Origin of the sequence: Arthrobacter sp. NPDC080031 (assembly GCF_040702485.1) — a bacterium.
Classification (GTDB): domain Bacteria; phylum Actinomycetota; class Actinomycetes; order Actinomycetales; family Micrococcaceae; genus Arthrobacter.
The window spans coordinates 132554-148291 of sequence record NZ_JBFBLA010000008.1; the positions used below are offsets into that span (position 1 = coordinate 132554).

Sequence of the window (15738 nt, forward strand, 5' to 3'; positions counted from 1 at the left end):
CCACCGGTAAGAATCGGACAATTCGCAGTGCACTATAAGTGCAGTATGATGCACTTATGGATGAGAGTACAACTGCCCTGGCATCCGCAATCGGTGCCCGGGTCAGGCAGGAGCGGCAGTCGCGGGGCTGGACCCTTGATCAATTGGCGGATGCTGCCGGCGTGAGCCGCCGAATGGTGGTCAACGTCGAGCAGGGCGCTGCGAATCCAAGCGTGGGAACCTTGCTGAGGATCAGCGACGCGCTCGGAGTCGGGCTGCCGGCCTTGGTCGAATCGCCCCAGCCCAAACCGGTAAAGGTCACCCGCCGCGGTGAAGGAGCGGCATTGTGGAGCAGTGCTTCCGGTGGCCAAGGGGTGCTGGTTGCCGGCACAGAATCGCCGGACGTGGTTGAACTGTGGGATTGGACTTTGAGCCCTGGTGACAATCACGTAAGCGAGGCCCACACCCCGGGTACCAAGGAACTTTTGCAGGTTCAGGTAGGCACCGTGGTGGTCGAGGTCGCAGGGCAAGCGATCACCCTCGATACCGGTGACGCTGTCAGCTTCCCGGGCAACGTGGCGCATTCCTATGCCAATCCGGGCACGGAGCCGGCGAGGTTTTCCCTGGCCGTTTTCGAACCCGGCGTAGGGTCCGGACACAGGCATGAGTAAACGCGCAATCGGCGGTGCCGCAGTGCCACCATGGGGGCTGGCCGTTGCCGCGATGTTGTCGGTCCAGTTGGGGTCCGCCCTTTCGGTGGACCTGATCCCCGTGGTGGGTGCGGCCGGCACCGCTTGGCTGAGACTCAGCGTGGGAGCCCTCATCTTCCTGGCCGTGGCCCGGCCTCCGCTGCGTGCGGTTCGCCGTCGCGATGTGCCGGTGCTCCTCGCACTAGGTGTCGCCACCGGACTGATGACCATTGCCTTCCTCGCCGCCATCGAGCGCATCCCGCTCGGCACCGCCGTCGCGATCGAGTTCCTCGGCCCATTGACCGTCGCCTCCCTGCGCAGCCACAACGGGAGGGCCCTTCTCTGGCCTGCGCTCGCGCTGGTGGGAGTCGTCCTGCTCACCGACCCCTGGCAAGGGCAAGTCGACCTTGCGGGTATCGGGTTCGCCTGCCTCGCCGCCGTCGGGTGGGCTGCCTACATTCTGCTCACCCAACGCGTAGGCGATCGCTTCACTGGCATCGGAACGCTTTCGCTCACGGTTCCCGTGGCTGCCCTCACGGCAGCGGTGGTAGGTATCCCGCAAGCCGCTGGACAGCTCACCTTCGGTGTCCTCGCTAGCGCAGTCGCAGTGGCTGTCCTGATGCCCGTGTTGCCCTTCATCTTGGAGTTGCTCGCGTTGCGCCGGATGACTTCAGCCGCCTTCGGCACCCTGATGGCGCTCGAACCCGCCTTCGGCGTCCTCCTCGGGCTGCTCGTGCTCCACCAGCAGCCCTCGCTCATCCAGTTTGTTGGCATCACGCTGGTGGTCCTCGCCGGCGCCGCAGCGCAACGCGGTGGTCGACGCCACCCGGTCACCACTGATCAGGCGGGCACCAGCCCGGACCTTGACCTTGTCGGCTAGATAGGGAGCTCGAGTCCTTGACTTCAAGTTCGGGCTCAACAAGGGTGGAAGGGATCGATCCAAGCGAAGTTCTTTCGAAACAGGAGATCCACAATGACTCTTCCCAAAGGTCTGACCCCCGGCACCTGGTTGCTGGACATGTCCCACAGCGAAATTGGCTTCAGCGTCCGGCACGCCGGCATCAGCAAGGTCCGCGGACGGTTCACTGACGCGAGCGCCGAGGCCCGCATCCGCGAGTCCCTCGCCGACGCGTCGCTCCACGCAACCGTCAAGACCGCGAGCTTCGACTCCGGCGATGCCAACCGCGACGCGCACGTCCGCGGTGCCGAGTTCTTCGACGTCGAGAAGTACCCGGAGATGACCTTCCGGGCCACGAGCGTAGAGGGCGACGGCGAGGATTACACTCTGACGGGCGACCTCACCATCCGGGGGATCACCAAGCCGGTGGAGCTGGAAGTTGAGTTCACCGGCGTCGCGGTTGACCCTTTCGGCGCGACCCGCGCCGGGTTCTCCGCCGAAACCGAGATCAGCCGGAAGGACTTCGGACTGACGTGGAACGCAGCTTTGGAGACCGGCGGTTTCCTGGTGAGCGACAAAGTGAAGATCAACCTCGAGGCTGCCCTCGTGAAGCAGGGCGAGCCCGCAGCCGAGTAGTCAAGACGAAGCCCGGCCGCTCCCGACTCAACTCACCGTGTAGGAGTTGAGCGGGCGGCCGGTGCTTCCGTACGTGAGATCCAGTGCCAGAAGGCCCTTGCGTTCCAGGACGCTGAGGTAACGCTGGGCCGTCGGGCGGCTCACACCGAGCTGCTCGGCGATCTGAGCAGCACTGACGGGACCCCCGGCGGCGCGGACGGCGTCGAGCGCTTTCTGCATGGTGGGCTGCAGGCGCGGCGCCGGGGCGGTGGTCCTGACCCCCGCCGAGCGCGCGTTGTAGAGGCCGTCAATAGTGGCTTGGTCGGCAGTTGAAGCGGAATCCAGCTCCTGCCGCCAGTTCCGGTACGCCTCCAACTGCGTGCGGAGCCGGTCAAAGCCGAAGGGCTTGACGAGGTAATGGACCGCGCCGCTAGTCATTGCTGACTTGACGGTGGCCAGGTCCTGGGCAGCGGTGATGATGATGCAATCAACGTCGGTTCCGGAAGCCTGCAGGGACCGCAGCATCGAGATCCCGTCCTCGTCCGGAAGGTGTACATCCAGCAAGAGCAGGTCCGGGTTGAGGCGCTCAACTGCCTCCCGGGCGGCTGCCGCGCTGTACACCTGACCGACGCATTCGAAACCGTCAACCCTGGCCACGCGGGCAGCGTGGATTCCGGCGACCCGGAAATCGTCGTCAACCACCAATGTCCTAATCAACGTCTGCGCTCCTGTCCTTTCCGCGATGGTGCGGGCTTTTCCGGGTAGTTGAAGCGACGGCAGAAAACGCACAAAACGTGCACTTTTGCGGCTAAGGCGCACAACTTACTGAAGACTTCTGGCCCGGATGGTCCCTTCCTAAGCTTTACACAGTTCCAGTGATCCACATCACGAATTCGCCGGACTCCCAATGAAGGGATCCGGGTGACAGCGCAAGCTGCAGCTGGAAAAACGAACGAAAGACAGAGAGGTCTTAGCGTTATGAATGCTAACCACCCCAACCGGCCGCCCGGGGCCCCTGAGAGGGAAGAGGTCGCCGCGGGCATCGACATCGTCGGGTTGACCAAGCGTTACCTCACGCCCAAGCACGAGACATTCACTGCCATCCGCGATGTGACGCTCAGGGTCGAACCCGGCGAGTTCTGCGCGATCGTCGGACCGACGGGCTGCGGCAAGTCCACCACGCTGGCTCAGGTTTCCGGACTCGAGCGGCCAAGCGCCGGTTCGGTGAGGGTCCACGACCAGATCGTTGACGGCATCACCAACGGCGTCAGCTACATGTTCCAGGCGGACGCGCTCTTCCCGTGGAAGACCGTTCTCGGGAACGTCTTGATCGGCCCGGTCCTCCTCGGAACCCCCAAGAAGGAAGCCACCTTGCTGGCAAGGGACTGGCTGCGCCGCGTGGGCCTGGCCGGCTTCGAGGACCGGTACCCGCACCAGTTGTCCGGCGGCATGCGCAAGCGCGTCGCCATGGCGGCGGCGCTGATCAACAACCCGCGGATCCTCTTGATGGATGAGCCGTTCGGCGCCCTTGACGTGCAGACCAAAGCCATCATGCAGAACGAGCTGTTGCAGCTCTGGGAGGAACTGCGCCCCTCTGTCCTGTTCATCACGCACGACCTCGACGAGGCAGTGGCGCTCGCCGACAAGGTAGTCATCATGACGAGCAGCCCGGGCACGATCAAGGATGTCTTCGACATCGATCTGCCCAGGCCGCGTGGAGATGTCCAGAAGATCCGGCACGAGGAGCGATTCCTGGAGCTGCAGGGCCAGATCTGGGAGTCCTTGAAGGACGAAGTCACCCGTGCGTACAAGCAATCGGCGGGTGCAGCAGCATGACAACCACAATCAGTAAAGGTGCTCCCGTGCAAGAACAAGCACAAGCGAGTGAGCTTAAGGTTTCCGCCCGGCGTGCCCTAAACCGCCGCACCATGTGGGTTTGGGCCGGCCGTGCCATCCTCGCGGTCATCGTGATCGGTGGCTGGCAGTGGTTCACCACGGAGGGCTGGGTGGACAAGTTCTTCTTCGGCCAGCCGTCCGAAATCTGGAACAGCCTGGTGGATCTCTTCACCAAGGGCACGGCATTCGGCACCATCTGGGAGAACCTCTGGGTCACCATGCAGGAGGCCATCTACGGCTTCGCGCTCGGAACGCTCGTCGGCGTCGTGCTCGGAATCCTCTTGGGCTCGAACAAGTACCTGTCCGAAGTTGTCGGCCCGTACATCCGGATCGTGAACTCGATCCCCAGAATCGTGCTCGGCTCGATCTTCATCGTGGCGTTCGGCCTCGGAGTCTTCCCGAAGGTGCTGCTCGCAGCGGTCCTGGTCTTCTTCGTCGTCTTCTTCAACGCCTTCCAGGGCGTCCGCGAGGTCGATCAGAACCTGGTCGGAAACGTGCGGGTCTTGGGTGCATCGCCGCTTCAGGTAGCGATCCACGTGACCATTCCCTCGGCAATGACCTGGATCATCGCGAGCTTGCACACGGCGTTCGGCTTCGCGATCATCGGAGCACTCGTTGCTGAAGTGCTCGGCGCCCAGCAAGGAATCGGCCTCATCATCAGCCAGGCACAGGGAACCTTCGATCCCAACACGGTCTTCGCCTGCATGGTGATCATCGCAGTCATCACGCTCGGCGCGGAATACCTCATCGCCCTGCTAGAGCACACGCTTCTCAAATGGCGGCCACCAAACCGTTCGGAAGCGCAGGCGATCTGACGCCCGCCGTCTCCCATACCACTTACCCAACGCTCGAATCCTCACAATAGAAGGAAAAGCACAACCATGATGAAGAACAAGATCTACGCCGTCGGCGCTGCCGGAGTGATCGCACTGAGCCTCGCGGCTTGCGGCACCAGCTCCGCAAGCAGCAACAGCACAGCAAGCGGCGGTGCTTCTGCAGACGCCGCCTCGATGCCCACCGTGAAGATGATGGTTGGCGGCATCGACAAGCAGATCTACCTGCCGTACCAGCTCGCAGAGCAGCTCGGCTACTACAAGAAGTACGGCGTCAAGATGGAGCTTTCCACCGAGTCCCAGGGTGGCGTCGGCGCCGAAGACGCGATGGCATCAGGGCAGGTGGACATGGCCGGTGCGTGGTACGTCCACACCGTCGATTTCCAGTCGAAGGGCAAGAACGTCATCAACCTCGTGCAGCTCTCGAGTGCTCCGGGCGAACGCATCATGTGCAACCCCAAGGCAAACGTGAAAACAGGCGCAGACCTCAAGGGCAAGACAGTCGGCGTCACCGACCTCGGCTCGGGAACCGATGAGCTCACCCAGTTCATCGCTGCCAAGGCCGGCCTCGCGAAGAGCGACTACCACACGATCGCCGTCGGCGCCGGAGCAACCGCCATCGCGGCGATCCAGCGCGGGTCCGCTGACTGCGTCATGACCACCCAGCCGACCGTGGGCGCCCTTGAGAACAAGAACCTCGCTGTTTCCGCGATCGACCTCGCCACCTCTGACGGTGCCAAGGCAGCACTTGGCGGCACCCTGCCGTCGGCCGGCCTTCTCGCCCAGGCGGACTGGGTCAAGACCCACGAGGACGCAGCCCAGAAGGTCGTCAACGCCCTTGTGGACACGATGCACTGGATCAGCACCCACTCCGCCCAGGACATCGCGGACAAGCTGCCCCAGTCCTACGTCCAGAACAGCACCATCTCCAAGGATCAGTACGTCGCCGCGCTGAACCAGGACAAGGGTCAGTTCCTCCCGGACGGCATCATGCCTGCGGGTGGCCCCAAGACGATCTTCGACGAGGAGAAGACCATCGGCGTTGACACCTCCAAGGTCAACATCGCCGACACGTTCACCCAGAAGTACGCCCAGGCTGCTCTCAAGCTCGAGGGCTACACCGCCACCAGCACCCCTGCCGGCAACGACGGCTAATCTCATCTCTGTATAGCTAGCCCCCTGACAATCGGCCTGCGTGGTAATCCACGCAGGCCGATTGTTTAGTTTGTGGTTGCTTTAGGGATGCTTTGAAAAGTTCGACGGCGGTGGCGCAGCCGTCGAGCTACGTCCGGGGCGTCAGAGCTGCCGCGTGCTGCTTCGATCTCTCGTTTGCCATTCCTCGGACCTGAAGAACTTTTCCAGCTCCGATCCTGCGTTCTCCGAGATACGTGCGTCGTCATCGGTTAGGTCAAATAGGGGAAGGTAGCCTTTTTGTTTCGCCAATTCGTTCGCTATTACGAGTACCGACTGATCCTCAGCGGACACCGATTCGCCCTTGATCACTCGCTCCGCAATGTGCTCACACCCGGAAGCTTGCATTATGACCATAAGGTCAAAGTTCCTTAGCTCATGCTCATGCCAGATGCTCTTTAATTGAAGCGGCCCGAAGGTGGTCGTGTCCCCGGCTCTGCTTTCGTGGCTTGTCATAGGATCCGTGCCTCACTTGTAGCATGCGCTTGTGTGCTGCCCAACCGTTTTCCCGTCCTTATTAAGGTACATCGTGGCAGAATAGCGACCAGAGCCGTGGTTTGATGCATAGAAGGTCGACGTCGTTAGAAATCCGCCGCTGCTTGCCTGAAGCCTCTGACGAGGACTGGTGTCGAACGAGCCTGAGCCATTCGGAAAACTCACTGTCCACCAGATCTCATACCACGCGCCTGCCTGGAGGTCCCATGCTGCGCCACTATATGTAAATGGCCCGCCGGCGCAGCCAACGTACACCTTCACCTCTGGCCACCACAGGCCGTCCGGTGTCACCTCGTCGCCCTCGGGACTTGGCTGTTGGTTGAGTGATGGTGCGGGACTTGTCGTAGAAGTAGACGCTTGAGATGGCGGTGCTACGGCAAACAAGGCCAGCACTACTGCTAGGACCAGAACCACTTTCCTTACGAGTTGCATGATTACTCCCCATCGATAAGGTGCCATGATTTAAAACCGGATGAACGGTTGGTTTAAGTTAGGCCAATGCGTTCTGAGAGTCAACCCTCGGATAGCGACGTGTCCGCGCGACTCCTTGAGGTTCCTGCTCGAGTAAGTGATTCCCGGTAGCCCCAGACGCCTAACGACCACGGTGTCGGTTGTGAACATGTTCCGTAGCGGGCGCCGGCGGTCGATCCTGCCTTGGCCAGTTCGTCCAAGCGCTTCAGGTCCTGTTCGGAGAGTCCGACGACGGCGGTGGCCCCAGGTTCTTTGCGAGGCGTTCGCGCTTCTTGGTGCCAGATAGGGACGAAGTGCTCGCAATCTGCCAGCAGCCGCACCATGCGGCGATGGCGAAACTGGGTACCGCGGGAAATTGGGAGGTTGAGCCCATATGGCTTAGTCATTAAAGGGTTCCGGGTCGACCTAGGTCGTTCCTGCGGACCGGTGAACCATCAATCAACGGCCTAGCCTGAGACCGCTTCCATCGGGCTCAAATAGTAGACAGGGCTTCGTCGAGTAGTTGCCGTTCAAAGTCGTTCAGCCTGTTCTCTTGGCGAGAATTGAGGTTTCTCAGCCGGTTGAGTAGTTCGTCAAGGTCTTTGGGAACGGTCATTCCTGTCATCAGTTTTCTTGTGATCTGGGACGGGATGCCGTATTCCTCTGCTGTCAGATGCAGGGGTGTTTGGAAACCCTGTTCCATGCGGGATACGTAAGCTTCGTAGTTCCCCGGGATGATCCCCCTTTGAGGGAATACTTCCTTGACGATCCTGTCGACGGCTCGAATCAGAGCCGGCAGATTGTGGTCAATCCAGAAGCGGATGAAGTCGAAGGCTTCTTCAATCTTTCTGTCAGACTCTCTTTGGGTCTCTTCAGTGCCAGTGAACCGGGCGATGATGTCTTTGGTCACACCGTTGGCTCCGGCAATCCATTGAGTGAACAGGGCCAGTTGCTTTGCCGAGGTTGCTCCGTGCGATTGCAGTCCCCAGGGAGGGATGAAATCCCAAATGAGATTCACAACAGCAAGCAATTCGGGGTACTTGGGTGCAGGAGTCTCCCAGAGCAGGTCTTTCAGGCTGCTCGATGGTGCAGTGGCAAGATGCCTGGCCAGGTTGATTTGCGCCCGTGGATCGACCCCCTGGTTTAGTCTCATCGTTTCCTGGCTCAGATCGGATTGTTCCGTTATTTCCCGTAGACGTTCCCTCGTTTCGCGCGTCCGGTCTTCCTCATCGATGGAGAGCAAAAGGCCCTCGGACGCCGATTCACTTTGGCTTAGACCGGGCATGTCTATGCTGGGTAGCTCAAAAATCGGAGGTGCGTTGAAGAGATAGATCTTGCCGATGAAATGTTTGAGCATCCTTCCGCCGCGCCCTCTGATGTTGGCAAAGGTGAAGTAGTCGTAGGCCTTCTTGGCGATGTTCTTATCCAGGATGATGATTCCCTTAGCCTGGGTGTTGACTCCCTCGATCAGAGTGCTTGTGCATACAAGGACGCCAAGTTCTCCGGCTTCAAAGCCTTTGACCAAGAGAGGCCCAATCCATCTGGGGAGTTTCCCATGGTGGGAGCCGACCCCCATCCGTAGGGATTCAGGAAGGCTCCATTGGTCGCTGAAGTTCTCTACCAGCCAATCGGCGGCGGCAGGCATCCCTCGGGCATATCCGCCCCGTGGAGCATCTTCCCGGAGCCACTCTGACACTTCTCTGGCACGATGAGGGCTTTTGCAGTAGATGAGTGTTGGTCCGCCCACCTCCCTTAGGATCCGCTGGATCTCTGTTCGGCGCTGTTCATTGGACTTCGGACTGATCCTATACGTATCTGCCGCCACTGTTGCGTAGTCGGTGACAAAGAGATTCGCCCGCAGTTCAGTAGGCAGGAACCCTGAAAGTTCTTGTATGCTCGGCGCCGCGAGATAGTACTGGGCACCAGTTTTCATCAGACGGTAAATGGCTTGGTTCAGCAGATCTGCCCGGGTCGACGTGTCATTTAGTTTGTAGAACTCGTCAATAAAGAACAGGTCAGGGGTCGGCATGTCCTGAAGCGCCAGAAACCGTTCCTGAGTGAGAACGAACAGATTTCGCTCCTCATAGGCTTGGCCAGGGTGGGTGATGACCTTGAATTCCGGGAACTTTTGGGTCAGGCGGCGGCGCACTTCGTCTATAAGCGCGATCGTGGGAACGATGGTTACGACGTTGTTGTATTTGCCAGACGCAATTAGTGCATCAATTATGAGGGACTTGCCAAAACTGGTAGGGGCAGAAAGGACGACGTTGTCCCCGTTCATCAGTTTCCGATAGATGTCGGCTTGTACGCGGTGAAACACCACACCGTCCAAGCCTTCGGGACGGTGCATCTCCAAGGCAATAAGATCCGGTAGGGAGAGCAGATCGGGGTGAATGTCCTCAACATACGGAAATAGTCCCTGATCGCGAGCCAGGGACATTAGTAGCGGCATTTCCGCTTGGAAATCCTGGTGCCTGCTCAGCGCGCGGATGACGAGATCCTGGATTTCTGGCGTATTACCGTGGACTGACTTCAGTGAGGCGATGGCAGCCAGAAGTGAGAATTGCTGTCGCTCAAAGCTAGACGATGCCAGTGCTGTTTTCACGGCCTCGATGCTGTTTGCCACGCTTTTAACCTCTCGTCAAAGGCGCCGACAAGTCTTTCCTTGGTCGCCATGGGAAGCAAAAGAAGGCAGATACGGACCTCGCGTGGCAGCGATTTCTTCCCGACTCTCTTCTTGAGGGACTGCCATTCACTTTCTAGATGAGCGGAAATTTCCGAAACATATTGTCCCGAGGATGATTCGTGATTCGCGGTGATGTCGCTGTTGAAAGTAATGAAAACGGGGATGACGACTCGTTTGAAGGTTGTGTCCAGTGAGGCTGTCCGTGAGAGGAGGGCCCGGACTCGCGCAGCAGGCGCCCAGGAGTCAGAGATCTTGTCGGATATCGCGGCAAACTCGGTCCGGAGGTAGTCGGAACCCAGATGATCCTCGAGTTCCGCAAGAACGGCAGTCACTGCGCTGTAACTGTCGACGTAGAATTTGGATTCGCCCAGCCACAACTCGAGATCCGTTCCATCTCCATCGGCGGCCGGGATTTCAACGATATGAACGGCATCGAACCCATTGACCGTCATATTTGGGGCATCTTTGAAATAGATTCGGCTGATTGCCTGCTCACTTTTTAGGTGCTTGCGTAGGATTATGTGAAGCAGGAGTTCGCCGATCTCGCCGCGGCTCTCCTTCTTGGTACTGGTGTAGATGCGTGACAGCGCCTTGGAGATCAAGGCCATCGCGTTTGCCGCTGTGAATCTGGACTTCTCTTCGTGGGTGAGAACCCAATCGGCGGCCCACTCCATCAGGTCACGCGAGAGTGCGTCGTACCTCCATTTCTTGTCCTCGTGCCCTGCGCAGACTCCGAGTAGGGAAACATCGTTCTCGACGTTGTGGACAAGAACGCTTAAGACCGTTTCGGGTCTGTCGTCAGACTTCTCCACTTGGCCCCCTGACGCTAAGAGAACCACCCCGACGTCACAAGCTGCCGTGCAGTTCCCATACGGATCGAATTGACATTTCAAGTGCTAGCTAACGCACAAAATACATCGTAGACCGGCCGGGCTTTCTCCTGCCGCGCAAAAGTCGGGCAAAGGTTATCAATCCGACATCTCAGCGAATTCCGACTCGAGCGAGACCGAACATGTTCCTATCCTGCATTTGGATGCCAGACTGAAACACCTCTATCCGCACGACGTTCGCGGGCAGTCGCTTCCCCGGCGAGGAACTGTCTCCTTAAAAGGATCTGGGCACCCGAGAATCACGCGGTTCGGTTCTCCTGTCGCTATGCCTCAATCCAACCCATCGTTCGTACGTTCCCTGTATCCGATCGTCTCGGGGCCACGAAGTACAGCACCGCAAGCATTGCGGGTCCACGCACCACTTTCCGTTCCACGATTGTGGCGCTTCCCGACGGTCACGGCACAGGAAGCCCGCGAGGTTGTCGATGTCCCACGGCCGCAGCCCTCATTTTCGTCCCGGGCAAGGAAGATGCTTGCAAGCGAAAGTATCCGGTGTTCAGCCACGTTGATCAGCACCGTTCGGAAAGTCTGTAAACGTGCCGGTGATTCGAGCATTGGGTTGGCATGACCGATCGTGTCCACAGGAACGCACACAGTAATCCTTGAACTCGACTTCAATGATTTCTCGTCCAGGTCGCTTGGCCTTAGGTGTCGATGCTGGCCATGTTGGGGTAGCGCGCTCCGGCTGTGGACCCTGCCGGGGCCAGTTCGTCGAGGCGCTTCAGATCATCTTCAGAGAGTACGACGGCGGTGGCCCCTAGGTTCTCGGCCAGGCGTTCGCGCTTCTTGGTGCCGGGGATCGGGACGATGTGCTCGCCCTGTGCCAGTAACCAGGCGAGGGCAAGCTGCCCAGGGGTGCATTGCTTCTGGTCGGCGAGTTCTTTCACCCGGTCCACGAGTTCCAGGTTGCGCTTGAAGTTCTCGCCTTGGAAGCGAGGGGAGTGGCGGCGGAAGTCGTTCTCCGCGAAGTCGGCCTCGCTGCGGATCTGCCCGGTCAGGAAACCGCGGCCGAGCGGGCTGTAGGGAACGAACCCGATGCCCAGCTCTGCCAGGACGGGAAAGACTTTCGTTTCCGGCTCCCGTTCCCAGAGGGAGTACTCGGTCTGCAATGCGGTGATGGGATGTACCGCGTGGGCGCGGCGAATGGTGTCCGGTGCGGCCTCGGAGAGTCCCAGATGCCGGACCTTTCCGGCCTGGACCAGTTCGGCCATGGCGCCCACGGTGTCCTCGATGGGGACGGTCTTGTCCACCCGGTGCTGGTAGTACAGGTCGATGTGGTCCACGCCGAGGCGTTGCAGACTGGCGTCGCAGGCGGAGCGGACGTATTCGGGCCGTCCATTGACGCCCACGAAGGAGCCGTCGTCGCGCCGTTCGTTTCCGAACTTCGTGGCCAGTACGACGTCGTCACGACGGCCGGCGATGGCCTTGCCCACGAGCTTTTCGTTGGTGAAGGGCCCATACATGTCGGCGGTATCCAACAGGCTGCCGCCGGCGTCGAGGAAGGCATGGATGGTGGCAATGGATTCGCTTTCGTCTCCTTCCCCGTAGAACTCACTCATGCCCATGCAGCCGAGGCCGAGGGCAGAAACGGTCAGTGAACCAAGCGTGCGGTTTTCCATGGGGTTCTCTCCTATAGGTGGCAGAACGTGCTGGACGGCAGGACGGTGCTCAGAGAGGGGTGCGGGTAGGGCCACTATAGGCACGTTGGCGGAGGAGGGACAACGTGAGGGCGGGAACGAGCCGCCGGACCGCGGCGGAAAGTAAATTGGTGTTGGAACACGACTTGCCGTCCGGCTAAATCGACCGCCAAGGGAATCAGGAAAAGGGAAATGAGCGAAACCGCGCTGCGTGCTGCGAACGTCGATCTGATGGTGGCGCAATGACGGCCCGACTGCGGGTGTGTCTGCCCGATCAGAAACTCCTGGACGCCATGGAACCTTCCGCCGACGTCGAGTTCGAGGTGTGGGACCTGACTGGTCCCGCCCCGGCGGACGGTTTCGACCTGCTGGTGCCTCCGTACATGGGCCGGCCAGACGCGCTTGCGGCGCTGGATGGCGTTGCGGTCCGGCTGGTGCAGAGCCAGTCGATCGGGTACGACGGCGTCGCTGATGTCTTGCCGGCGGGTTGCGTTTTCGCAAACGCGGCGGGCGTCCATGAGACGTCGACGGCGGAACTCGCCTTAGGAATGATGATCGCCAGCCAGCGTGGGATTCCGGAGTTTGTGCGTAACCAGGAGTCCGGAACGTGGGCGAACGGCCAGCGTCCCAGCTTGGCGGACCGCAGGGTTCTCCTAGTTGGCTACGGGGGAGTGGGGAAGGCCATTGAAGCCAGGCTGTTGCCGTTTGAAACCCAGGTGACGCGGATGGCAAGCCGCGAACGGGACGATGAACATGGCCGGATCTACGGCATCAATGCCCTGCATGAACAGTTGCCGCTGCACGAGATCGTGGTTATCAGCGTGCCGTTGTCCGAGCAAACCCGTGGGCTGGTGGATGCTCGGTTTCTCGCGGCCATGCCGGAGGGAGCGTTGTTGGTGAACGTGGCGCGGGGTCCTGTGGTGGACACTAACGCCTTACTTCGGGAGACGTCTTCTGGGCGGTTACGCGCTGCTTTGGATGTGACGGACCCCGAGCCGTTGCCCGCCGACCATCCTTTGTGGACGGCCCCTGGCGTGCTAATCACGCCCCACGTGGGCGGGGCGAGCTCGGCGATGTTCCCCCGGATGGTCCGGCTGATCCAGAAGCAGATTTCCTTGCTGCTCGCCGGGGAGGCACCGGTGAACGTGGTGCTGGGGAAGGAAGCGGTGGCTGGGTAGCGGACGGAGGTGTTGAGGCGCCGGAGGCTGAGCCTGGAAGCCCACTTGCAGGATTAGTGCTGGTCCGCCATTTCCTTGAGTTTCGGTTCCGACCAGCCGGCCTCTTTCCGCCCGGGCGGGTAGGCATGCCGCTTGCCCGTCAGCGTGATGACGAGTGCGACGACGACTGGCAGCGCCGCGGCCACGGGCACCATGAGCGGGCCGGCCAGAACCAGCGCGGCGGAGCCGTAGAGCGCTCCGATGGTGATGCCGAGCTGGATGGTGAGCACGGTGAGTCCGTTGGCGGCATCCCGGTATTCGCCCCCCGCGCGGAGGATGGCGGCCTGGTTGTAGATGCCGACCGCGCCAAGGCCCGCACCCCAGACTGCCATGAGCACAATGGCGCCGGGCATGGTTCCGCCCCCGAGCGGTAGGAGGAGCATCGCGATGGCGATTGCCGCCGTCGTAATCAGCAGTGAACGGCGTGGCCGGGAGTCCACGGTGATGCCCGCGACCCAGATGCCGACCAGGCCGGACGCGCCGAGGACGGTGAGGGAGAGACTGATGGCGTAGTCGGGCAGGCCGGCTTCGCGGATGAACGGCGCGATGTAGGTGAAAAGCGCGAAATGGGCGAGCACCAATAATGGCCAAGCGATCGCCACCGATTTCACGCCGGGCTGGGCGATGGCGATCCGCATGGAGGGTCGGGCGGCGTCGGAGGTCCGGCGGACCTGGGGGAGCAGCCAGAGCGCCAGGCCGGTCAGCAACAGGCCGAAACCGGCCAGGAAGAGGAAGGCCGCGCGCCAGCCGAGAACTGTACCGAGGGCCGTGCCGACGGGAGCTCCGATGGCCATGCCCAAGCTGTTGCCGCTGAAGACGATGGCTAGGGCCTTGCCTACCTTGTCGGACGGGACCACGCGTGAGACGAACGGTGCCATGGTGGTCCAGAGCAGGCCGTGCGCCAAGCCGCCAACGAGCCGGCCGCCCATGGCCGCGGCGAAGTTGGGTGCGAGGCCGACGAGCACGTTGCTCAACGCGAAGGTGAGGACGAGTGAGACGAGCAAGGTCTTCCGCGGGACCCTGGCCAACAGCCGCGCGGCCGGGATCACCGTGACCACGATGACGGCGGCATAGGCGGCCGCGAGGTACCCTGCCACGGGCTCCGACACGTCCAGGCCGACGCTGATCTGGGGGAGCAGACCCGACGTCAAAAGCTCGGTGGATATCGCGGTGAAGGCGATGGTGGCAAGGACCAGCATCGCGGCGATCGGGAAGCGTTTGGGCGCAGGCGAGGGCAGGGCGGAAGACATGGGGAGCAGATCCATTCAAAGGGGTGGGAGGGAGGACGGCGCCTATGCCAGAGTCCTTCGTCGAAGCTACCCGTTTTGTTCTGCGTGAGGGAGGGTCTGTTAGGGCTAGGTTGGGCGGTGCTCGCCGATCGAGGAGGCCTGGGGGCGGGGATGTAGAGTGCGACGGCGGTTGGGTGCGGCATTGTGGGTGGCGTGCGGAGGCGTGCCCTGGGTTGGAGTTCTCTCCCTAAATTTGGCAGAACGTGCTGGACGGCATAACGATGCTCAGGGAGGGGTGCGTTGTTCGCCACGATATGCACGTCCGCGACGAACCGACAGCAGCGGAGGGACCACGAGCGGGAACGCACTTTGACTCGAAGGCGAGCTGAGCTGGTCGCTTTCCGTAGCCCAGGACGCTAGATTGCTATGAGGGTCCAAGCGAGAGCGGGTCCGAGGCTCCTTCCTATTTAATGGCTCCGCATAATATGACGACAGCCTTCGCCGCCCCCGGAACTTTCGGATGGCAGGGAACAGTAGTTCGCTGCCAAGTACCCCGTTAATGCGATCCGTAGGACAACCATTGACTACTTTAGCGGTGTTTTCCGAATGGGCCCGCGCTTGGCAACCACCCTTGCTTCCCAACGTGCTCGGTCCTCGGGGCCATCGTCGATTAATTCAACTCCGAGGACGATGAACGTGGTTCTGGGATTTTTGCCGCGAAATTCTTCAAGGGAGACCGGCACGAAGCTACCGTCCGGCAGTTCCATGTTAAAGGAATACCCTCCATGATGTTCGAGCGCGAACTCCAGACTGATTATTCCCGTGTTGCTCGGATCGGGAGACTTCCCGGACGGATAGTCCCCGACATCCTCAAGAACTACTCTGTATTTCATTCCAAACTCCCCTAATTCGGAATAGATGCAAGTATGAGTTCCCTGTGAGAACGCCAGACTTCTTTGCGAGTTTCCCGAAGGTAGTAGTATGCAGAAGTTGGCTCAACGATAGTGTAGTCAGACAAACGCAACATACGGTT

13 protein-coding genes are annotated in these 15738 nt (G+C 60.7%); 7 read left to right on the top strand and 6 right to left on the bottom strand.

Annotated features, from left to right (window positions below):
* Window positions 1-56 precede the first annotated feature (56 nt).
* The 3 genes from AB0323_RS08805 (at window position 57) to AB0323_RS08815 (ending at window position 2202) form a co-directional block, all read left to right on the top strand.
* Window positions 57-650 carry an XRE family transcriptional regulator gene (locus AB0323_RS08805; protein WP_366176977.1) on the top strand — a complete coding sequence of 198 codons (594 nt, stop codon included), beginning with the start codon at window positions 57-59 and terminating at the stop codon, window positions 648-650.
* Window positions 643-1548 carry an EamA family transporter gene (locus AB0323_RS08810; protein WP_366176978.1) on the top strand — a complete coding sequence of 302 codons (906 nt, stop codon included), beginning with the start codon at window positions 643-645 and terminating at the stop codon, window positions 1546-1548. Before AB0323_RS08805 ends, AB0323_RS08810 begins: the two co-directional genes overlap by 8 nt.
* A gap of 93 nt (window positions 1549-1641) precedes the next feature.
* Window positions 1642-2202 (top strand): YceI family protein, encoded by a 561-nt coding sequence (locus AB0323_RS08815; RefSeq protein ID WP_364538542.1) that lies wholly within the window; start codon window positions 1642-1644, stop codon window positions 2200-2202.
* Window positions 2203-2229: 27 nt separating this feature from the next.
* Here the strand turns inward: AB0323_RS08815 and AB0323_RS08820 are convergent, their stop codons facing one another.
* Window positions 2230-2898, bottom strand: coding sequence for a response regulator (locus tag AB0323_RS08820; RefSeq protein WP_366176979.1), 669 nt, complete (start codon window positions 2896-2898; stop codon window positions 2230-2232).
* A 261-nt stretch (window positions 2899-3159) separates the two neighbouring features.
* On the opposite strand from AB0323_RS08820, the gene AB0323_RS08825 reads away from it, so the two are divergent.
* The 3 genes from AB0323_RS08825 to AB0323_RS08835 all read left to right on the top strand — a co-directional run bounded on the left by AB0323_RS08825 (window position 3160) and on the right by AB0323_RS08835 (window position 6065).
* The gene (locus AB0323_RS08825; protein WP_366176980.1) at window positions 3160-4017 is read left to right on the top strand and encodes an ABC transporter ATP-binding protein; all 858 of its coding nucleotides are present in this window, start codon (window positions 3160-3162) and stop codon (window positions 4015-4017) included.
* Between the two features lie 26 nt (window positions 4018-4043).
* On the top strand, window positions 4044-4892 hold the full coding sequence (locus AB0323_RS08830; RefSeq protein ID WP_366176981.1) for an ABC transporter permease: 849 nt from the start codon (window positions 4044-4046) through the stop codon (window positions 4890-4892).
* A 66-nt stretch (window positions 4893-4958) separates the two neighbouring features.
* Window positions 4959-6065, top strand: a complete 1107-nt coding sequence (locus AB0323_RS08835; protein ID WP_364538534.1) for an ABC transporter substrate-binding protein — start codon at window positions 4959-4961, stop codon at window positions 6063-6065.
* Between the two features lie 1474 nt (window positions 6066-7539).
* Here AB0323_RS08835 and AB0323_RS08840 read toward each other — a convergent pair.
* The 3 genes from AB0323_RS08840 to AB0323_RS08850 all read right to left on the bottom strand — a co-directional run bounded on the left by AB0323_RS08840 (window position 7540) and on the right by AB0323_RS08850 (window position 12241).
* Window positions 7540-9672 carry a DEAD/DEAH box helicase gene (locus tag AB0323_RS08840; RefSeq protein WP_366176982.1) on the bottom strand — a complete coding sequence of 711 codons (2133 nt, stop codon included), beginning with the start codon at window positions 9670-9672 and terminating at the stop codon, window positions 7540-7542.
* Entirely contained in the window at window positions 9648-10544 is an 897-nt protein-coding gene (locus AB0323_RS08845; RefSeq protein ID WP_366176983.1) for a DUF1837 domain-containing protein, read from the bottom strand. The genes AB0323_RS08840 and AB0323_RS08845 overlap by 25 nt, the downstream gene beginning before the upstream one ends.
* Window positions 10545-11266: 722 nt before the next feature.
* Window positions 11267-12241, bottom strand: coding sequence for an aldo/keto reductase (locus AB0323_RS08850; protein WP_366176984.1), 975 nt, complete (start codon window positions 12239-12241; stop codon window positions 11267-11269).
* Window positions 12242-12501: 260 nt separating this feature from the next.
* Here AB0323_RS08850 and AB0323_RS08855 point away from each other — a divergent pair, with 260 nt between their 5' ends.
* Window positions 12502-13437, top strand: a complete 936-nt coding sequence (locus tag AB0323_RS08855) for a 2-hydroxyacid dehydrogenase (protein ID WP_366176985.1) — start codon at window positions 12502-12504, stop codon at window positions 13435-13437.
* Window positions 13438-13490: 53 nt separating this feature from the next.
* On the opposite strand, the gene AB0323_RS08860 is transcribed toward AB0323_RS08855, so the two are convergent.
* Entirely contained in the window at window positions 13491-14726 is a 1236-nt protein-coding gene (locus AB0323_RS08860) for an MFS transporter (RefSeq protein WP_366176986.1), read from the bottom strand.
* A gap of 563 nt (window positions 14727-15289) precedes the next feature.
* Window positions 15290-15598, bottom strand: coding sequence for a hypothetical protein (locus tag AB0323_RS08865; RefSeq protein ID WP_366176987.1), 309 nt, complete (start codon window positions 15596-15598; stop codon window positions 15290-15292).
* Between the last annotated feature and the right edge of the window lie 140 nt (window positions 15599-15738).